Source organism: Rhizobium sp. P1_B8 (assembly GCF_056406515.1).
In genome coordinates this window covers 1-18513 of record NZ_JBFTZZ010000010.1, presented here as the reverse complement: position 1 = coordinate 18513, position 18513 = coordinate 1, and the positions used below count along the sequence as shown (strand labels likewise).

18 protein-coding genes and 1 pseudogene are annotated in these 18513 nt (G+C 61.2%); 7 read left to right on the top strand and 12 right to left on the bottom strand.

Annotated elements, in window-relative coordinates; translation table 11 throughout:
- Positions 1–16: 16 nt before the first annotated feature.
- The 7 genes from hisF to hisB form a co-directional block, all read right to left on the bottom strand.
- A complete protein-coding gene (gene hisF / locus AC1D2N_RS14090; RefSeq protein ID WP_011649867.1) occupies positions 17–805 on the bottom strand; it encodes an imidazole glycerol phosphate synthase subunit HisF in 789 nt (262 codons plus the stop codon).
- Complete coding sequence (gene hisA / locus AC1D2N_RS14085; RefSeq protein ID WP_018448432.1) at positions 805–1551, bottom strand: 1-(5-phosphoribosyl)-5-[(5-phosphoribosylamino)methylideneamino]imidazole-4-carboxamide isomerase; 747 nt, start codon at positions 1549–1551, stop codon at positions 805–807. The genes hisF and hisA overlap by 1 nt, the downstream gene beginning before the upstream one ends.
- A 6-nt stretch (positions 1552–1557) precedes the next feature.
- Positions 1558–2115, bottom strand: coding sequence for a hypothetical protein (locus AC1D2N_RS14080; protein WP_018244191.1), 558 nt, complete (start codon positions 2113–2115; stop codon positions 1558–1560).
- A complete protein-coding gene (locus AC1D2N_RS14075; RefSeq protein ID WP_018244192.1) occupies positions 2112–2294 on the bottom strand; it encodes a hypothetical protein in 183 nt (60 codons plus the stop codon). Before AC1D2N_RS14075 ends, AC1D2N_RS14080 begins: the two co-directional genes overlap by 4 nt.
- Positions 2295–2414: 120 nt before the next feature.
- Positions 2415–3065 carry an imidazole glycerol phosphate synthase subunit HisH gene (gene hisH, locus AC1D2N_RS14070; protein ID WP_130653346.1) on the bottom strand — a complete coding sequence of 217 codons (651 nt, stop codon included), beginning with the start codon at positions 3063–3065 and terminating at the stop codon, positions 2415–2417.
- Positions 3066–3067: 2 nt separating this feature from the next.
- The gene (locus tag AC1D2N_RS14065) at positions 3068–3553 is read right to left on the bottom strand and encodes a DUF2628 domain-containing protein (RefSeq protein ID WP_028734076.1); all 486 of its coding nucleotides are present in this window, start codon (positions 3551–3553) and stop codon (positions 3068–3070) included.
- A 22-nt stretch (positions 3554–3575) separates the two neighbouring features.
- The gene (hisB, locus tag AC1D2N_RS14060; RefSeq protein WP_018448434.1) at positions 3576–4184 is read right to left on the bottom strand and encodes an imidazoleglycerol-phosphate dehydratase HisB; all 609 of its coding nucleotides are present in this window, start codon (positions 4182–4184) and stop codon (positions 3576–3578) included.
- Positions 4185–4474: 290 nt separating this feature from the next.
- On the opposite strand from hisB, the gene hslV reads away from it, so the two are divergent.
- The 6 genes and pseudogenes from hslV to AC1D2N_RS14030 all read left to right on the top strand — a co-directional run bounded on the left by hslV (position 4475) and on the right by AC1D2N_RS14030 (position 11283).
- Positions 4475–5002 carry an ATP-dependent protease subunit HslV gene (hslV, locus tag AC1D2N_RS14055; RefSeq protein ID WP_018244195.1) on the top strand — a complete coding sequence of 176 codons (528 nt, stop codon included), beginning with the start codon at positions 4475–4477 and terminating at the stop codon, positions 5000–5002.
- 30 nt (positions 5003–5032) lie between these two features.
- Positions 5033–5125, top strand: a pseudogene (locus AC1D2N_RS14050) (GNAT family N-acetyltransferase); the annotation flags it as partial.
- Positions 5122–6429, top strand: a complete 1308-nt coding sequence (gene hslU, locus AC1D2N_RS14045) for an ATP-dependent protease ATPase subunit HslU (protein ID WP_011649875.1) — start codon at positions 5122–5124, stop codon at positions 6427–6429. The pseudogene AC1D2N_RS14050 and the gene hslU, both read left to right, overlap by 4 nt.
- Before the next feature lie 189 nt (positions 6430–6618).
- Positions 6619–7566 carry a DUF1402 family protein gene (locus tag AC1D2N_RS14040; RefSeq protein ID WP_477981451.1) on the top strand — a complete coding sequence of 316 codons (948 nt, stop codon included), beginning with the start codon at positions 6619–6621 and terminating at the stop codon, positions 7564–7566.
- A 47-nt stretch (positions 7567–7613) separates the two neighbouring features.
- Positions 7614–9026 (top strand): cytochrome P450, encoded by a 1413-nt coding sequence (locus tag AC1D2N_RS14035; protein ID WP_018448437.1) that lies wholly within the window; start codon positions 7614–7616, stop codon positions 9024–9026.
- An 85-nt stretch (positions 9027–9111) separates the two neighbouring features.
- Positions 9112–11283 carry a malate synthase G gene (locus AC1D2N_RS14030; protein WP_130653348.1) on the top strand — a complete coding sequence of 724 codons (2172 nt, stop codon included), beginning with the start codon at positions 9112–9114 and terminating at the stop codon, positions 11281–11283.
- Positions 11284–11360: 77 nt separating this feature from the next.
- Here the strand turns inward: AC1D2N_RS14030 and AC1D2N_RS14025 are convergent, their stop codons facing one another.
- Complete coding sequence (locus AC1D2N_RS14025) at positions 11361–12044, bottom strand: L,D-transpeptidase (protein WP_018244199.1); 684 nt, start codon at positions 12042–12044, stop codon at positions 11361–11363.
- A gap of 179 nt (positions 12045–12223) precedes the next feature.
- Between AC1D2N_RS14025 and AC1D2N_RS14020 the strand changes: the two genes are divergently transcribed.
- Complete coding sequence (locus tag AC1D2N_RS14020) at positions 12224–12718, top strand: MmcB family DNA repair protein (protein WP_130653349.1); 495 nt, start codon at positions 12224–12226, stop codon at positions 12716–12718.
- Between the two features lie 23 nt (positions 12719–12741).
- Here the strand turns inward: AC1D2N_RS14020 and AC1D2N_RS14015 are convergent, their stop codons facing one another.
- The 4 genes from AC1D2N_RS14015 to lhpI all read right to left on the bottom strand — a co-directional run bounded on the left by AC1D2N_RS14015 (position 12742) and on the right by lhpI (position 18149).
- A complete protein-coding gene (locus AC1D2N_RS14015; RefSeq protein ID WP_025396545.1) occupies positions 12742–13320 on the bottom strand; it encodes an ActR/PrrA/RegA family redox response regulator transcription factor in 579 nt (192 codons plus the stop codon).
- A gap of 67 nt (positions 13321–13387) precedes the next feature.
- The gene (locus AC1D2N_RS14010; protein ID WP_408988001.1) at positions 13388–14716 is read right to left on the bottom strand and encodes an ActS/PrrB/RegB family redox-sensitive histidine kinase; all 1329 of its coding nucleotides are present in this window, start codon (positions 14714–14716) and stop codon (positions 13388–13390) included.
- Between the two features lie 23 nt (positions 14717–14739).
- Positions 14740–17205, bottom strand: coding sequence for an ATP-dependent helicase HrpB (gene hrpB / locus AC1D2N_RS14005; protein ID WP_130653350.1), 2466 nt, complete (start codon positions 17203–17205; stop codon positions 14740–14742).
- Positions 17202–18149 (bottom strand): bifunctional Delta(1)-pyrroline-2-carboxylate/Delta(1)-piperideine-2-carboxylate reductase, encoded by a 948-nt coding sequence (lhpI, locus tag AC1D2N_RS14000; RefSeq protein ID WP_130653351.1) that lies wholly within the window; start codon positions 18147–18149, stop codon positions 17202–17204. Before lhpI ends, hrpB begins: the two co-directional genes overlap by 4 nt.
- Between the last annotated feature and the right edge of the window lie 364 nt (positions 18150–18513).

Here is an 18513-nt window from a genome sequence, read left to right as displayed (position 1 = left end):
GGTCCGCTTTCAAGGTTCAGTCGAGACGCATGTCGATGCCGCACTTCGACATATAGTGCTTTGCCTCGCTGACGGAATAGGTGCCGAAGTGGAAGATCGACGCGGCGAGGACGGCATTGGCATGGCCCTCCTTTACCCCGGCGACGAGATCGTCGAGATCGCCGACGCCGCCGGAGGCGATGACAGGCACACGCACTGCATCGGCGATCGCCCGCGTCAGTTCCAGATCGTAGCCGACCTTGGTGCCGTCGCGGTCCATCGAGGTGACCAGCAGCTCGCCGGCGCCGCGCGCCACCATCTTCTGGGCGAATTCGACGGCATCGATGCCGGTCGCGTTGCGGCCGCCATGGGTATAGATTTCCCAGGCGCTGAGATTGTCGCCGCCGACCGCCTGGGTGCGCCGGCGCTTGGCGTCGATCGAGACGACGATGCACTGGTCGCCGAACTTGTCGGCCGCCTCAGTGACAAAGTCGGGATTGCTGACGGCCGCCGAATTGATCGAGACCTTGTCGGCACCGCACAGCAGCAGCTTGCGGATATCGGCGATAGTACGCACCCCGCCGCCGACCGTCAGCGGCATGAAGCATTGGTCGGCCGTGCGCGACACGACATCGAAGATCGTCTCGCGATTGTCCGAGGAAGCGGTGATGTCGAGGAAACAGAGTTCGTCGGCACCGGCCGCATCATAGGCCTTCGCGGCTTCGACGGGATCGCCGGCATCAACGAGGTTGAGGAAGTTGACGCCCTTGACGACGCGGCCGTCCTTGACGTCGAGGCAGGGGATGACACGGGCCTTGAGGGTCATTACGCGGTCTCCTTGGTCCGGGCCGCCTTGATCAGCGCCAGCGCTTCCTTGGGGTCGATACGGCCATCATAAAGCGCACGGCCGGAAATCGCCCCTTCCAGCTTTCGCGCATCGGGCTCCAGCATGCGCCTGACATCGTCGAGAGAGGCAAGGCCGCCCGAGGCGATGACGGGAATGGAAACGGCGTCGGCAAGTTCCAGCGTCGAGGTCCAGTTGATGCCGGCCAGGATGCCGTCACGGTCGATATCGGTGTAGATGATCGCGGCGACGCCGGCCCCCTCGAATTTTCTGGCGAGCTCGATGATACCGAGTTCGGAGGCCTCCGCCCAACCCTCGACGGCCACCTTGCCGCCCTTGGCATCGATGCCAACGGCGACATGACCAGGAAATTTCCGGCAGGCCTCGATGACCAGCGCCGGATTTCTGACCGCCACGGTGCCGAGAATGACGCGTCGCAGCCCGCGCGACAGCCAGGCCTCGATATGATCGAGCGTGCGAATGCCGCCGCCGAGCTGCACCGGATTGTCAGTTGCCTTGAGGATCGCTTCGACGGCATCGCCATTGGCCGAATGTCCCGCGAAGGCGCCGTCGAGATCGACCACATGCAGCCATTCGAAACCCTGATCTTCGAAGGATCTCGCCTGGGCGGACGGATCGGTGTTGTAGACCGTCGCCTGCTGCATGTCGCCGAGCTTCAGGCGGACGCATTGGCCGCCTTTCAGGTCGATCGCGGGAAAAAGGATCATGTCGTCTTACGTCCGTAGAGTGGTCGGTACCATCAGCGCATTCCACGCATCTACGATATCCGAGCGGAAAAAGACAGCGGCAATGGTAGCCGCGCCGAAAAGCAGAAGAAGCAGCAGGATGACGGCAAAGCCGGCCCGGACCTGACGCCAGAAGCCCAGGCGCCTCTTGATCGATTTCTCGATGTTTCGCACCTGGCGCAGCGCATCGTTGTTGACGGCAGTGAGCCGGATCTGCGGCTCCATCGCCTCGACATAGGTTTCGGCATAACTCGAAAGGATCTGCGAGGCGCGGTCGCGCAGCGTATTGCGCAGGTCGGTCGAGAGATAATTGCTGTTGACGGCGGCAAGTTCGGCCTCATCGGGCGAACGGCCGGCATTTCGCTTGCGATGGCTGAGAACGAAATCGCGCTTTTGACGCTCGTAGAGTGCGTAGGCGAGCAGGCCGATCAGATCGTCCTCACCTTCGATATAGAATTCCAGCACGGCCTCGGCGATGTCGCTGGCGCTGACCCCATTTTGCCGCCGGCTCGCACTGTCGTTTGCGGGGAACGATTCATGGATCATCGGTCCAGCCTTTCTTTCAGCGCCTTGGCTGCATTGGAAAGCGCTTGTCTGTGGATGGCTTCGTCGACACGGCGGATGATCGTGCCGCCGGGAAGCTTGATATCAGAAAAGGCAGGCAAGCCTTCCCTGGAGGGCCGCAACGTGTAGAACACCTTGCCTGATTTCCGTGAAGCCGGCATCGAGTGCGCTCCTGTTCCGCCGTTTCCATACAGAGGAAATAAGGCGGCTGTATTAAAAGCCAGCCCTTGGAGCAATTCCAGCAAAACTGCGCAGCGATTTTGCGTCCGGAATTGCGTGAACTATGGGTTCCAGCGCAGGAAATTGCGGATCAGGGCCAGGCCGAGCTTCTGGCTCTTTTCGGGGTGAAACTGTGCTCCGACCATGTTGTCGCGCCCGACGAAAGCGGTCATCGGACCGCCATAGTCGGCCGTCGCAATGACATCCTCGGCGTTTTCGGCAGCAAGATGGTAGGAATGCACAAAATAAGCATGTAGCCCCTGCGACCCTGTCGGAATTCCCTCGAAGAGCGGATGTTCGCGCTTCAGGTCGAGCGTGTTCCAGCCGATCTGCGGGATCTTCAGCGCGGGATCGTCAGGCGTCATCTCGACGACGTCACCGGGAATCCAGTTAAAGCCGTGCGTCACGGTTTTCTCAAGGCCGCGCGAGGACATGAGCTGCATGCCGACGCAAATGCCGAAGAACGGCCGCGCCTTCTTCTCGACAGCCTCGATCAACACCTCGGCCATCCCAGGCACGGCATCGAGGCCGCGCCGGCAATCGGCATAGGCGCCGACACCGGGAAGCACGATACGATCGGCCGCGGCAACATCCTCTGCCCGGTCGGTAAGATCGATATGGGCATCGATGCCCGCTTCGCGGGCGGCACGCTCGAAAGCCTTGGTCGCCGAACGCAGGTTACCGGAGCCATAGTCGATAATCGCGACGCGCATCGTCAGCGTCCTCCATCAAAACCAAAGAGACCAAGCGATGTGCCGTGGCCGCGCGGGCTGTTCGGACGGGCCCTGTTCTGCCAGTCCGGTGCCGCGGCGTCGTCGCTATCCGCGATTACAGCCCTGTCCGAGAAATAGATCTGCTCTGCAATGCCGATCGTATCGGCTGCAATGAGTGCGTCTTCGTTCCATCCCTTGGCGGCAAGCTTGCGGACACGGAAATTCTGGCCCTCGAGACCGACCAGCATATTCACGCCCAGGAGGATTGCCGCTCCCGCCGGCCCGAGGCCCGGTTCGTCCATCAGCGCACCACCAATCCCCTGCAGCAGAAAGGCGGCGGCGGCGTGCAGCCAAAGCCGATGCGCCAGCAGCCAAGCCCATGGAAACAGGAAGCCGAGCAGCGTGAAGCCGTCGCGGATGGTTCGCGTCTCGTCGGCCGTGGCGCTCGTGCTGCCGGGCGGTGTCAGGAAGATATAGCTGGATGTCATTGTCGCCGCTCCCTCTAAGGGCTCAGACGAGCGTGCCCTTGGTCGAGGGAACACGGCCCGCCTGTCTCGGATCGATCTCTGTCGCCGTGCGCAATGCGCGGGCAACGGCCTTGAAGCATGTCTCGGCAATATGGTGGTTGTTGGCACCATAATGGTTGAGAATATGCAAGGTGATGCCGGCATTCTGGGCGAGCGCATGGAAGAATTCGCGAACGAGTTCGGTGTCGAAAGTGCCGATCTTCGGCGCGCTGAAGGCGACATTCCAGACGAGGAACGGCCGACCGGAAAGATCGACAGCAGCCTTGGTCATCGTCTCGTCCATGGCGAGATCGATCGAGGCGTAGCGGGTGATGCCGCGCCGGTCGCCGAGCGCCTTGGAGATCGCCTGGCCGATGGCGATGCCCGTATCTTCGACCGTATGGTGGTCGTCGATATGCAGGTCGCCCTTGGCATCGATCTCCATGTCGATGAGGGAGTGTCGCGAAAGCTGGTCGAGCATATGGTCGAAGAAGCCAACGCCCGTCGAAATCGTCGATTTGCCGGTGCCGTCGAGATTGACGGAAACGGAAATCGAGGTTTCGTTGGTCCTGCGGGAAACGCTGCCCGTGCGGCTTGCTGCGGTCTCGGCCATATGGCCCTCCATCGGGAATAAGGCCGTTCCTTATCAGGCGCATCGGGAAATATCCAGAAGCCGGGCAAGAGAAAAGCCGGCCCATTTGCAATCTGCCTCGGCCCCCTTACATAGGGCTCAACAAGGCCGGTGTGCGGCTTAGATCCGGATGATCTCAGGCTCTTCGGCCTAAGATCTGAATCCGGATCTAAATTGAAGAAATAGAGCATGATGTCGTCCGAAAACCGCTTCACACTTTTCGGCATCATGCTCTAGCGTAACGGCCCGCGTCATGGGCGGACAGGTGTTTTATGACAACAATCATTACAGTTCGAAAAGGCGGCAAGGTAGTGATGGCGGGCGACGGCCAGGTGAGCCTCGGCCAGACCGTCATGAAGGGCAATGCCCGCAAGGTGCGCCGTATCGGCAAGGGCGAAGTCGTCGCCGGTTTCGCCGGCGCCACTGCCGATGCCTTTACCCTGCTCGAAAGGCTCGAAAAGAAGCTTGAGCAATATCCCGGTCAATTGATGCGTGCCGCCGTCGAGCTCGCCAAGGACTGGCGCACCGACAAATACCTGCGTAATCTCGAAGCCATGATGCTCGTCGCCGACAAGTCGATCACGCTGGCGATCACCGGCAACGGCGACGTCCTGGAGCCTGAGCATGGCACGACGGCGATCGGTTCGGGCGGCAATTTTGCCTTGGCCGCCGCCCGTGCGCTTATGGATACTGACAAATCGGCCGAAGAGATTGCTCGCCGCGCCCTCGATATCGCAGCCGACATCTGCGTCTACACGAACCACAATATCGTGGTGGAATCCTTGGATGTTGAAGGCTGAACCCCATGCCTTCCGGCCGCTTGGCCTAGACGAACAGGCCTTCGAGGACTTGGCGAAACAACGACGAATTACGGCCGGGCGCTGCTAATGGCCCTGGACCGCCAGGAGAATAACACCCAATGACGACCTTTTCCCCCCGCGAGATCGTTTCCGAACTCGACCGCTACATCATCGGCCAGCATGATGCCAAACGCGCCGTCGCAATTGCGCTGCGCAACCGCTGGCGCCGCCAGCAGCTCGACCCGAGCCTGCGCGATGAAGTCATGCCGAAGAACATCCTGATGATCGGCCCGACCGGTGTCGGCAAGACCGAGATCTCCCGCCGCCTGGCAAAACTTGCCGGAGCACCCTTCATCAAGGTGGAAGCCACCAAGTTCACCGAAGTCGGCTATGTTGGCCGCGATGTTGAGCAGATCATCCGCGATCTGGTCGAGGTCGGCATCGGTCTGGTGCGCGAGAAGAAGCGGGCCGAGGTGCAGGCCAAGGCGCATGTGAGCGCCGAGGAGCGTGTTCTCGATGCGCTGGTCGGCACCACCGCTTCGCCCGCCACCCGCGAAAACTTCCGCAAGAAGCTGAGAGATGGCGAGCTCGACGACAAGGAAATCGATATCGAGGTGGCCGATGCCGGTTCCGGCATGGGTGGCTTTGAAATTCCTGGCATGCCGGGCGCCAATATCGGCGTGCTGAACCTGTCGGAAATGTTCGGCAAGGCGATGGGCGGCCGCACCAAGAAGGTCCGCACCACAGTCAAGGCCTCCTACAGCGACCTGATCCGCGACGAATCCGACAAGTTGATCGACAACGAAGTGATCCAGCGCGAAGCCGTTCGCTCCACCGAGAATGACGGCATCGTCTTCCTCGACGAAATCGACAAGATCGCCGCCCGCGACGGTGGCATGGGCGCCGGCGTTTCGCGCGAAGGCGTCCAGCGCGACCTCTTGCCGCTCGTTGAAGGCACGACGGTTTCGACCAAGTACGGACCGGTGAAGACAGACCACATCCTCTTCATCGCCTCCGGCGCCTTCCATGTCTCCAAGCCCTCGGATCTTTTGCCGGAGCTGCAAGGCCGCCTGCCGATCCGTGTCGAATTGCGTCCGCTGAACAAGGATGATTTCCGTCGAATCCTGACCGAGACGGAAGCGAGCCTTATCCGTCAGTACCGCGCACTGATGGAAACCGAAAGCCTGAGCCTCGAATTCACCGACGACGCGATCGACGCGCTTGCCGATGTCGCCGTGCATCTTAACTCTTCCGTCGAAAACATCGGCGCACGCCGTCTGCAGACGGTCATGGAGCGGGTGCTCGACGATATTTCCTATAACGCGCCGGATCGGGGCGGGACGGCCGTGACGATCGATGCCGCCTATGTGCGCGAGCATGTCGGCGATCTCGCACAGAACACGGATTTGTCGCGCTTCATTCTGTGATATCGGCGCACCGGTTCATGACTTTCCCGGTATGAATGCCGGATTGTGACGAACTCGACTCTCGACAGCGGGCCTTTTACTTTCTAGTGAAGGCCCGTCTTGTTTTCTGCTCCGGCTTTATTCGGCCAAGATTCTGGTCCAGGCAGCCGCATCGCAAACAGGACGATGGAACGGACGGGATAACGGATCGTGCGACGCCTTTTGACAAGCCTTATGATTGCCGTTGCCCTGGTGAATTCGGCGCCTGCCTTCGCGATGCAGACGGTGCCGGCGGGCAATCGTCACGCTGAGCAGCCCGATATTCCGGGCGCTTCCATCAGGCGCACCAAGGGCACCATGAGCAGCTTCGATCTGAAATACGAAAAGGTTCATGAGCTTCTGGCGACCGATCGCGAGTTGATGGGCAAGATCCGGAAGATCTCCAGCGCCTACGGCATCAATCCCATCCATGTCGTCGGCGCGATCGTCGGCGAGCACACCTATAATGTCGACGCCTATGACCGGCTGCAGGCCTATTATGTCAAGGCGGCCTCCTATGCCGGAGAAAGCTTCCGCTTCGCCTATGACGGCGAAAGCGTCGACGAATTCGTGGCGCGGCCGCAATTTTCCGAATGCAAGGGCAAGAGCGATTCCTACACGCTCTGGTCCTGCCGCGAAGATGTGTGGGAAAGCGATTTCCGCGGCAAGACGGTAGGTGGCAAGAGTTTCCCCAACAACCGCTTCAGCGCGGTCTTCTTCCAGCCTTTCTACGCCGGCCAGACCTTCGGCCTCGGCCAGGTCAATCCGCTGACGGCACTGATGCTCTCCGATCTCGTGACCCGCGTGTCGGGTTATCCGAAGCTGACTGAGAAGGATGCCGGCGCCGTCTACAAGGCAATCATGGATCCCGATATCTCGCTCGCCTTCGTCGCGGCTTCGATCCGCAGGTCGATCGACGACTACAAGGAGATCGCCGGCATGGATATCTCGGGCAATCCCGGCCTGACGGCGACGCTTTATAATGTCGGCAATTCGCGCCAGCGCGCCGCAGCACTTGCTGCGAAGAACCGGGGCGCCGGTACGACCGTCTGGCCGGAAGAGAATTATTACGGCTGGCTGATCAACGACAAGCTGGACGAACTTAAGGGCCTGCTCTAGCTTCAAGCTTGCCGGGAAGCTTAGATCTTCCCCGAAAGGCTTTTACGATGGACATGCGTCCGGACCCCTTCGTTCCGCCAGCACCGCTGCCGCGTACCGTGCCGCCGAGCCGGCTGGAAATCATTCGCATCATCCTGCGCAATCCGCTCGAACTCTGGGGCGAGCCGTCCTACACGCTTCCCTGGATCCGTACCAATTTCTTCGGGCAGCGGACGCTGATCGTCAACGATCCCGGCCTTATCAAACATGTGCTGGTCGACAATGCCAATAATTACCGCATGTCGGATGTGCGCCAACTCGTCCTGCGACCGATCCTCCGCGACGGCCTTCTGACCGCCGAAGGTTCGGTCTGGAAAAGATCGCGCAAGGCGGTGGCGCCTGTCTTCACGCCTCGCCACGCCCAAGGCTTCGCCGGGCAGATGCTGCGCCAGTCCGAAGACTATGTCCGTAAATATGAAAGCGCAGACGAGGCAGGCGCAATTTTCGATATCAGCACCGACATGACCGAGTTGACCTTCGCGATTCTCGCCGATACGTTGTTCTCCGGTGAAATCGTCACCTCGAGCGGCCATTTCGCCGACGATGTCAATGAACTCCTGCATCGCATGGGCCGCGTCGATCCGATGGATCTGATGCGCGCTCCGTCTTGGGTTCCACGTGTGACACGCATCGGCGGTCAGAAAGTGCTGGAGAAATTCCGCGCCATCGTGCGCAACACGATGGATATGCGGCTCGCAAAGATGAAGGCGAATCGCAGCACCGCGCCCGAGGATTTCCTGACCCTGCTCCTGGAACAGGCCGGCCCTGAGGGGCTGACGAAGGAGGAGATCGAAGACAATATTCTGACCTTCATCGGCGCCGGGCATGAGACCACAGCCCGGGCATTGGCCTGGACGCTGTATTGCGTATCAAACAGCCCGCATATCCGCGAAGCGATGGAAGAAGAAATCGACGCGGTGCTCGCCACCCGGGCTGAACCCGTGGAATGGCTGGATATGATGCCGCAGACGCGCGCCGCCTTTGAGGAGGCTTTGCGCCTCTATCCGCCGGCGCCATCCATCAATCGCGCCGCCATATCGAATGATTCCTGGACAAGCCCCAAGGGCGAGCGGGTCGAGATCGAGGCCGGTGTCACGGTGCTGATCATGCCCTGGACGTTGCATCGCCACGAACTTCACTGGGACAGGCCACGTGCCTATATGCCCGAACGCTTCCTGCCGGAAAATCGCGGCTCGATCGGCCGTTTCCAGTTCCTGCCTTTCGGCGCCGGTCCGCGTGTCTGCATCGGTGCAACATTTGCACTTCAGGAGGCGGTGATCGCCCTTGCCGTCCTGATGCATCGCTATCGTTTCGATTCCACCGATCAGACCAACCCCTGGCCGGTGCAGAAGCTGACGACGCAGCCGCAGAACGGCCTGCCGATGCGCGTGACACCGCGCATAATTTCCACGAAGGCATAAATCTTTCGAATTATTGCAGAATTGACTGTGAATGAAAGCCGGGCAAAGTGGCAGCATTCAAAGTCGTTGCCAGGGAGAATGTCGCATGAGCCGCGTTGATAAGAACGGTCTTGCCATCGAAACCGTCCTTCATGATTTCCTCGTCAAGGAGGTGCTGCAGGGTCTGGCGGTCGATGCAGACAAGTTCTTTGCCGATTTTTCGGCGATCGTCCACGATCTCGCCCCGAAAAATCGTGCGCTGCTGGCAAAACGCGACGACCTGCAGGTGAAGATCGACGAGTGGTATCGCCGGCATGGCGCCCCGGCGGATATGGACGACTACCAGTCCTTCCTCCGCGAAATCGGCTATCTCCTGCCGGAAGGCTCGGACTTTCAGGTTTCGACCCAAAATGTCGATCCGGAGATCGCCTCGATCGCCGGCCCGCAGCTCGTCGTTCCCGTCATGAACGCCCGCTATGCTCTGAACGCCGCCAATGCCCGCTGGGGCTCGCTCTACGATGCCCTCTACGGCACGGACGCGATTCCCGAGAGCGACGGCGCCGAGAAGGGCAAGGGCTACAATCCGAAACGCGGCGAGAAGGTCATCGCCTGGGTGCGCGATTTCCTCGATACATCAGTGCCGTTGCAGGACTGCCGCTGGAAGGATGTCGGAAGCTTCGCCGTCAAGGATGGAGCGCTGGTCGTCAGATCGGTCGATGGCGAGCAGGCAATGCTGACGGACGACAAGCATTTTGCCGGCTATCGTGGTGACGCCGTCGCTCCCACGCATATTCTTCTAAAGAATAACGGTATTCACATCGAAATCGTCATCGATGCGACGACGACGATCGGAAAGGCCGATCCGGCCGATATTTCCGATGTCTGGCTGGAGTCGGCAATCACGACAATCATGGACTGCGAGGATTCGATTGCCGCTGTCGATGCCGAGGACAAGGTCGTTGTCTATCGCAACTGGCTCGGCCTGATGAAGGGCGACCTGCAGGAAGAGGTGGCAAAGGGCGGAACAAGCTTCATCCGCAAGCTCAACCCGGATCTGCAATATTCCGGTCCGGACGGCACCTCCTTCGAGGTGCATCGCCGCTCGCTGATGCTGGTGCGCAATGTCGGCCACCTCATGACCAATCCGGCGATCCTCGACCGCGACGGCAACGAAGTGCCTGAAGGTATCATGGATGCTGTGATCACCGGCTTGATCGCGCTTTACGATATTGGCCCGGCCGGCAGGAAGAAGAATTCCCGCACCGGCTCCATGTATGTGGTCAAGCCGAAGATGCATGGGCCCGAAGAGGTCGCCTTCGCCGTCGAAATCTTCTCGCGGGTCGAAGATGCGCTTGGCCTGCCGCGCAATACCATCAAGATGGGCATTATGGATGAGGAACGCCGCACGACCGTCAACCTCAAGGAATGCATCCGCTCTGCCCGCGAGCGCGTCGTCTTCATCAATACTGGCTTCCTCGATCGGACCGGTGACGAGATCCACACCTCGATGGAAGCCGGTCCGATGATTCGCAAGGGCGACATGCGTCAGGCGGCCTGGATTTCCGCTTATGAGAACTGGAACGTCGACATCGGCCTCGAATGCGGTCTTTCCGGCCACGCCCAGATCGGCAAGGGTATGTGGGCGATGCCCGATCTGATGGCGGCGATGCTCGAACAGAAGATCGCCCACCCGAAGGCTGGCGCCAACACCGCCTGGGTGCCGTCGCCGACGGCCGCAACCCTGCATGCCACCCATTATCACCGGGTCAATGTCGCCCGAGTTCAACAGGGACTGAAAGACCGCGCTCGCGCCAAGCTCTCCGACATTCTCTCCGTGCCGGTTGCGGTGCGGCCGAACTGGACGCCCGAGGAAATCCAGCGCGAACTCGACAACAACGCCCAGGGCATCCTTGGCTACGTCGTGCGCTGGGTCGATCAGGGTGTCGGCTGCTCGAAGGTGCCCGACATCAACAATGTCGGCCTGATGGAAGATCGCGCGACGCTGCGCATTTCGGCCCAACACATGGCGAACTGGTTGCATCACAAGGTCGTCACCGAAGCTCAGATCGTCGAGACGATGAAACGCATGGCCGCCGTCGTCGACGGGCAGAATGCGTCGGATATCGCCTATCAGCCGATGGCTGGTAACTTCGACGATTCGATCGCCTTCCAGGCTGCCCTCGATCTCGTCCTGAAGGGTAGGGAACAGCCGAACGGTTACACCGAGCCGGTGCTTCACCGCCGTCGCCTCGAGCTCAAGGCGAAACAGGCCGCCTGATGGCGTGAGGGAGGATGCGAAAAGGCCGCCGGGACGACAGTCCGGCGGCCTTTTTTATACCGAATTCGGCAATTAGCTTACTGGATGACGACGACCTTGGACGTGCCCTTGCCGGGACGGACGCGGCTGTAGAGATCGATGACATCCTGGTTCATCAGGCGAATGCAGCCCGAGGAAGCGGCGGTGCCAATCGAGGCCCATTCCGGCGTGCCGTGCAGGCGGAAGAGCGTGTCCTTGCCGTCTTCGTTGAAGAGATACATGGCGCGTGCGCCGAGAGGATTGGTGAGGCCCGGGCCCATGCCGTCTTCGACGTACTTGGCGAGATCAGGCCGGCGGACGGCCATTTCCTTTGGCGGGTGCCAGTTCGGCCATTCCTGCTTCCAGGCGACGTAGGCGGTGCCGGCCCATGCGAAGCCCTGCTTACCGACGCCGATGCCGTAGCGCATCGCCTTGCCGTTGGCCAGGATGTAATAGAGGAAGCGCTCGCGCGTGTTGACAATAATCGTACCGGGGCGCTCGGTGGTCTCGTAGCTGACGACCTGGCGGCGGAACTGCGGCTTGACCCTATCAATCGGGATCGCCGGCAGGGAGTATCCGGCATCCTTCGTCACGCCGTAGGCGTCATTGAAGATCTGTGCTGTCTGTACCGTTGGGCCTGCGCCCTTGTCGTCGACGGATGCGCTGTCTGATGTCGTGGAGCAACCGGCCAGAGCGAGCGTCGCCAGCAGGCCAAATACAGGGAATGCATTGCAGATGCGCATGGATGACTCTTGAAGTTTTGGGGCAAGGAGAACGGTCTTTCGACCATCGTTGATTATGGTTTATTTTCGATTAACTTGCGCTTTGCAAGGCTACTGCAGCGCGACAAATCCGTCTGCCGCGCAAATTAGAAGCGCATGGTTTTTTTGCAACAACACGCCAGCCCCTCTGATGGTTATCCATGACGATTTTGAGCGTTTACAATAACAATCCGTTAATCGATGGCCGGCAATCGGACAGGGCCATGATGGTACGGCGCGGAACGCAGATATTGCTGCATGAAATGCGCCACGCCGTGCTGCCCGAACTGCCGCTAGCCAGCGGCCGCCGCGCCGATCTGATCACTCTTTCGGACAAGGGCGAGGTCTGGATCATCGAAATCAAGACGTCGATCGAGGATTTCAGGGTGGATCGCAAATGGCCGGAATATAGGCTGCATTGCGACCGTCTATTCTTTGCGACTCACAAGGATGTGCAGCTGGAGATCTTTCCCGAGGAATGCGGATTGTTCCTGTCGGATGGTTATGGCGCCCATATGATTCGCGAGGCGCCGGAACACCGCATGGCGCCGGCCACGCGCAAATCCGTCACGCTCAACTTCTCGCGTGCCGCCGCCCAAAGGCTGATGATGGCCGAATGGGCGAGCGGAAAACCGTTCACTGTGGACGACGTCTGATTATAAGCGCGCGAGGTGTTCGTCTATTTCGGCGCGCGTTTGGCAAGGATACGCTGCAGCGTCCGCCGGTGCATGTTGAGCCGGCGCGCCGTTTCGGAAACATTGCGCTCGCACATTTCATAGACCCGCTGGATGTGTTCCCAGCGCACGCGGTCGGCCGACATCGGATTTTCGGGAAGCTCAGCCTTTTCGCCCGGCCGCTGTGTCAGCGCCGAAAACACGTCGTCGGCATCTGCAGGCTTTGCAAGATAATCGACGGCGCCGAGCTTCACGGCCGTTACCGCCGTTGCGATATTGCCGTAGCCGGTCAGCACGATGATCCTGGTGTCGTCGCGCCGCTGACGGATCGCCTCGATGACGTCGAGCCCATTGCCGTCGCCGAGCCGAAGGTCGACCACCGCATATTTCGGCGGCCTGCCTTTCGATTTCGCAACGCCCTCCGCCACTGATTCGGCCGTCTCCACCTGGAAGCCGCGCGTCTCCATCGCCCGTGCCAGGCGGCGCAGGAACGGCCCGTCGTCGTCGACGATCAGTAGGCTGGCGTCGGGACCGATATGATCCTCGTCCGACGCGGCGAAATTGTCATGATTCTGTTCTGTCATCGTCTCGGTCCCGGCGGTTGAGCGCCCGATCTGCGTCAACCGCTATATCCTGTTTATGCCGACAAAGTCATTTTGTCGAATTTGCGTCAATCAGCATGCGCGGCCATTCGATTCGGATACGCGCGCCCGCACTTTCCGGATCGCGGTTCTCGAAAACCAGCGATGCGCCGGAGCGCTCCAGCAGCGTCTTGGCGATGAAAAGTCCAAGCCCGAGGCCGCCCGCCGTATCCTCCTTCTGCCGCTTGGTCACATAGGGTTCGCCGATCCGCGTCAGAATGTCAGGCGCATAACCGTTGCCATCGTCCTCGATGACGATCAGCACTTTGTCGTGATCGTGCTCGACAGTAACGATCACTTTCTCCCGCGCATAATCGACGGCGTTTTCGATCAGGTTGCCGAGCCCGTACATGATGCCGGCATTGCGGTCGGTGACCGGCTCACCCTTGCGCGGGCTCTTTTCGATGAGCTCGAGAGCGATACCGAATTCCCGGTGCGGGGCGACGATCTCCTCGATCATCGACGAAAGCGGCAGGCGGCGCATATGCGCCTCGTCTTCGGAGGAAAGCGTCGTCAGCCGCCGCAGGATGTCACGGCAGCGTTCGCTCTGGCTGCGCAGCAGCATCACGTCCTCGCGGAAACGATCGTCGTTCTTGAGTTCCCGCTCCATTTCCTTGGCGACGACGCTGATCGTCGCAAGCGGCGTACCGAGCTCATGGGCGGCCGCAGCCGCCAGGCCGTCGAGCTGCGACAGATGCTTTTCCCGCTGCAGCACCAGTTCGGTCGCAGCCAGCGCATCGGCAAGCTGGCTCGCTTCCATCGAGACCCGATAGGCATAAAAGGCGGCAAATGCCATCGTCGAGGCAATCGAGCACCAGACACCGAACTGCATGACGTTGTGCACGTTGATCTCGACCCCGTCGAACCAGGGCAGCGGAAAGGGCGAAAAGGCAAGCACCGTGATGCAGACCATCGCAAAGCCGATCAGCGCGGTGCTGTAGCGGATCGGCTGCGAGGCAAAGGAGATGATGACGGGCACGCAGACGAGCGCCGCGAAAGGATTGGCAAGGCCACCGGTGATGAAGAGCAGAGCGCAGAGCTGCAAGAGATCGAAGCCGAGCAGCGCAAAGGCGGCTGGCGGTTCCAGCCGATGCGTCGGCGGATAGCGGATCGTCAAGTAGAAATTCACCCAGGCAAGGGCGGCGATCAACGAAGAGCTGGCAATCAACGGCAGAGGAAATTTCAGCCAGAAGGCAACGATAAAAACCGTCAGCGCCTGTCCGCCGACGGCAAGCCAGCGCAGCCGCACCAATGTCTGCAGACGCAGCCTGCGGCTGTTGTGCCGGTCCTCCAGCGTATAGCCTTCCGTGTTGTCGATCATGCTAGGCTTGTCGATCATGCCGGGGGCTCCTTGAATGGCCCTCATGTACCACGCGGTTTTGCCCGTGTCGTCGGCAACGCATCCTCCGGCCGCTCCGGCCAGGGATGCCGGGGATAGCGGCCGCGCATATCTGCACGCACATCCTTCCACGAGCCGGCCCAGAAGCCCGGCAGGTCGCGTGTCGTCTGGATCGGCCGGTGCGCCGGCGAGGTGAGCTCGAGCAGCAGCGGCAGGCGGCCACCGGCAATGGCTGGATGCTGCTTCAGTCCAAACAGCTCCTGTACGCGGATCGTCAGCACCGGCTCCTCACCCTCATACTGGATCGGATGCCTTTGGCCGGTCGGCGCTTCGAAATGCGTTGGCGCAAGCCGGCTGAGGTCGCGCTGCAATTCGTGCGGTACCAGCGCTATCAGCCCGTTCGAAAGGCCGGCTGCGGAAATCTCGGAAAGGCCGCGGGCCTCGGTCTGAAAGGGTGCGAACCACTCGTCCAGCCGGGAAAGCAGGGCGCTGTCGCTGACATCAGGCCAGGGCTCGCCGATCGTCCGATGCAGGAATCCGATCCGCTCGCGAAGCTGCACGGCCTCTTTCGAGAAGGCAAGCTGATCGAGCCCCAGCTCGCGCACTCCCTCCACCAGTGCCTGGGTGACTGCTGCCCCGGAAGGTCGTGGCAACGGCGTCTCTTCGAAGACGATCGCGCCGAGTCGGGTTGCCCGCCGCGCTCTGACTTGCCGGCTCTGTCGGTCGAAGAATATCTGGTCCCCGGTTTTGATTTCGCCCGGTAACTCGGCTTCGATGTCGCCGCGTGTCACCTCGGCAGCTGCCAGAATCCGCGCCTGGGCTGCCCGTCCGGTCAGGTCGGCAATCACCAGCATCTGGCTGCCGGCCAGCCTCTCGGTTTCCGGTAGCTCCGCTCCACGCCCGTTCGCCATTACGAATCGCCCGCGCCCGCCGCGCTGAAGAGCGATTCGATCTGGGAACGCATGCAGCAGCAGCTGGCCTGCAAGCGCCGGCGCCGTTGATGCAACGCTGTCGAGACCGCTTGCCAGCCGTCCTGCCAGCCGCCTTGAAGCCTCCGCTCTCTCGCCCCGCTCGGCCTTGAAGCGTCGCAGCCGCTCCTCGATATCGATACTCGTTCCGCCAAGCCCCTGCTCGGTGAGAAGCACGGCGATCATCGCCGCATCCCGTGCGTGTCCCGCTTCTCCGGCCGAGACGACCATGGCGGCAAGCCGCGGCGGCAAAGCCAGATCGCGCATGACCTTGCCCCGCGCTGTCAGCGCTCCATCCTTGTCGAGCGCTCCGAGCTGGCCAAGCAGAACCCGCGCCTCCCTCAGGGTCGTTTCCGGCGGCTGATCGACGAAGGCAAGCGATGCCGAATCTTGAACGCCCCAATGCGCGAGGTCGAGCACCAGCCCCGAGAGATCGCTGGAAAGGATCTGCGGCGGTGTGAAGGCCGGCAATGCCGCCGTCTGTCCCTGGTGCCACAGCCTGACCGCGATGCCCGGCTCCGTTCGTCCGGCACGACCCGCCCGCTGATCGGCGGAAGCCCGCGACACGCGCACCGTCTCCAGCCGCGTGATTCCGGTCGACGCCTCGAATACCGGCAGACGCTGCAAGCCGCTGTCGATCACGATCCTGACGCCGTCAATGGTGATCGATGTTTCGGCGATAGACGTTGCAAGCACGATCTTGCGTGTCCCCTGGGATGCCGGCCGGATCGCCGCATCCTGCTCCTTCTGGCTGAGATTGCCGTAGAGCGGCGCAATCAGCGTCTCGGCTCCGAATCGTCCCTGCAGGCGTTCTACGGTTCGCGTGATTTCCGCCTGGCCGGGCAGGAAGGCAAGGATCGAGCCGGCCTCATTGGCAAGCGCATCGAGTATTGCCCGCGTGACCGCATCCTCGATGCGCTCGCCGCCCGGCCGATCCTGGTAACGGATATCGATCGGAAAGCTGCGCCCGAGGCTTTCGATCACCGGTGGGTGGTCGAGCAGGGCGGCCACGCGTTCGACGTCGAGGGTCGCCGACATCACGAGGATACGCAGATCGTCGCGCAGCGCCGACTGGACGTCGAGCGCCAGTGCGAGTCCGAAGTCTGCGTCCAGCGAACGCTCGTGGAACTCGTCGAAGATGACAACCGAGACACCGGCCAGTTCCGGATCGTCGAGGATCATCCGGGCAAAAACTCCTTCGGTCACCACCTCGATCCGTGTCGCTGCCGATATCCTGTTGTCAAGGCGCATGCGGTAGCCGACCGTCCCGCCGACCTGTTCGCCGATCAGCGATGCCATCCGACCTGCCGCCGCCCGCGCCGCCAGCCGACGTGGCTCCAGCAGGATGATCTTGCCGTCGCCGCGCCAGGCCTGACCAAGCAGGTGGAGCGGCACCAGCGTCGTCTTGCCGGCGCCGGGCGGGGCGGAAAGAACGGCGCGCATTTGCTTTTCCAGCGCAGCAGCGACGGCCGGCAGGACATGTGAAACCGGAAGTTCCGGCAAGGATGCACTGATTGTCACTTTCGGCCCGTCACTGTCTCATAGGCAAGAATGGCGCCGGCGAGATCCTCCAAAGCCGCGCCGACCGACTTGAACAGCGTGATCTCCTCGTCATGGCTTCGTCCGCCATGGGCACCGCTGACGAGTTCCGCAAGCTCAGCCCTGATGTCGCCTTCCTTCAGCACGCCACTTTTCAGCGGCTGGACGATGTCGCCCGCCTCGCTGATGGCGCCGGCGCGGGTATCGACATAAATCGAAGCACGACGGATGGCCTCGTCGTCGCTTTCGCGCATGCTCGGCTTGAAGGCGCCGACGAGATCGAGATGGGCGCCGGGCTTCAGCCATTCGCCTGATATCAGCGGCTCGTTGGAAAGCGTGGCGCAGGAAATGATGTCAGCTGTCCGCGCTGCGGCTTCAGCATCCGCGACCGCCTCGGCATTCAGCCCGAGCGCCCGTGCTTCGGCTGCGATCTTTTTCGCCGCTTGGCCGTTGCGGCCCCAGACCCGGTACCTCTTGATCGGCCGGGTCGTGCCGTGGGCCAGCATCAGGTTAAGCGACAGCCGCCCGGTTCCGCAGACGAGCAACTCTTCCGCGTCGGGGCGGGCGAGATGACGGGCCGCCAGCGCCGATGCGGCCGCCGTCCGCCGCGCGGTCAACTCGCCGCCGTCGATTGCAGCAAGCATTTCGCCGGTAGCGCCGGAGGAAAGAAGATAGGTTCCGAAGATCGCCGGCAGGCCCCGCCGCACATTGCCTGGAAAGACCGAGACCGTTTTCACCCCGGCATAGCGTCCGGGAACCCAGGCCGGCATCAAGAGCAGTGTGGCGCTTTCCTCATCCGGCACGTCCATTTCATGGTGATGGCGCACCGGCATCACGCATTCGCTCTGGAACATCCGGGCGATCGCCTCGATCAATTCCGGCCAGGGCAGGGCCGCCCGCGTCTGTTCTTCATCAAGGACAAGCATTCTTCACTCCGCCGCATCGTTCTTCATCGCCAAACTAGCGAGTGAGGCGTGGCATAGGCAAGCGCCCTGGAATTCCCTGCCAAGCGCCCCATATAAGCCTTGTCTCCCTCGTCGAAGCCGTTCTTGGGGATTCGGCGAAAACGAATCTCAAAAGCCACCCATTCGGGCGGTGAATTTCGTCGTTTTTGGAGATGAGAGCTAAAAGCCCTTCATTTTCAACCTGTTACAAAAATGTCAAAAAACTTTTGTTTGGTGTGTTGACTGTTTGGGAGGGTTAGTTCTATAAGCCCACTCACTGAACGAGGGCGGCGGCGCTGCTGGCGACGAAGTCTTTCGTTCTAAAGAAACTCAAGCGGATTAGCGG

Bases quoted from the DNA above. Each gene is read 5' to 3' on its own strand.
- AC1D2N_RS14075 (WP_018244192.1), bottom strand. From the start codon at position 2,294: ATGCCGGCTTCACGGAAATCAGGCAAGGTGTTCTACACGTTGCGGCCC.
- hisB (WP_018448434.1), bottom strand. From the start codon at position 4,184: ATGGCCGAGACCGCAGCAAGCCGCACGGGCAGCGTTTCCCGCAGGACC.
- hslV (WP_018244195.1), top strand. From the start codon at position 4,475: ATGACAACAATCATTACAGTTCGAAAAGGCGGCAAGGTAGTGATGGCG.
- AC1D2N_RS14015 (WP_025396545.1), bottom strand. From the start codon at position 13,320: ATGACAGAACAGAATCATGACAATTTCGCCGCGTCGGACGAGGATCAT.
- AC1D2N_RS14080 (WP_018244191.1), bottom strand. From the start codon at position 2,115: ATGATCCATGAATCGTTCCCCGCAAACGACAGTGCGAGCCGGCGGCAA.
- AC1D2N_RS14020 (WP_130653349.1), top strand. From the start codon at position 12,224: ATGACGATTTTGAGCGTTTACAATAACAATCCGTTAATCGATGGCCGG.
- hslU (WP_011649875.1), top strand. From the start codon at position 5,122: ATGACGACCTTTTCCCCCCGCGAGATCGTTTCCGAACTCGACCGCTAC.
- AC1D2N_RS14010 (WP_408988001.1), bottom strand. From the start codon at position 14,716: ATGATCGACAAGCCTAGCATGATCGACAACACGGAAGGCTATACGCTG.
- AC1D2N_RS14030 (WP_130653348.1), top strand. From the start codon at position 9,112: ATGAGCCGCGTTGATAAGAACGGTCTTGCCATCGAAACCGTCCTTCAT.
- hisA (WP_018448432.1), bottom strand. From the start codon at position 1,551: ATGATCCTTTTTCCCGCGATCGACCTGAAAGGCGGCCAATGCGTCCGC.
- AC1D2N_RS14065 (WP_028734076.1), bottom strand. From the start codon at position 3,553: ATGACATCCAGCTATATCTTCCTGACACCGCCCGGCAGCACGAGCGCC.
- hisF (WP_011649867.1), bottom strand. From the start codon at position 805: ATGACCCTCAAGGCCCGTGTCATCCCCTGCCTCGACGTCAAGGACGGC.
- AC1D2N_RS14035 (WP_018448437.1), top strand. From the start codon at position 7,614: ATGGACATGCGTCCGGACCCCTTCGTTCCGCCAGCACCGCTGCCGCGT.
- lhpI (WP_130653351.1), bottom strand. From the start codon at position 18,149: ATGCTTGTCCTTGATGAAGAACAGACGCGGGCGGCCCTGCCCTGGCCG.
- AC1D2N_RS14025 (WP_018244199.1), bottom strand. From the start codon at position 12,044: ATGCGCATCTGCAATGCATTCCCTGTATTTGGCCTGCTGGCGACGCTC.
- hisH (WP_130653346.1), bottom strand. From the start codon at position 3,065: ATGCGCGTCGCGATTATCGACTATGGCTCCGGTAACCTGCGTTCGGCG.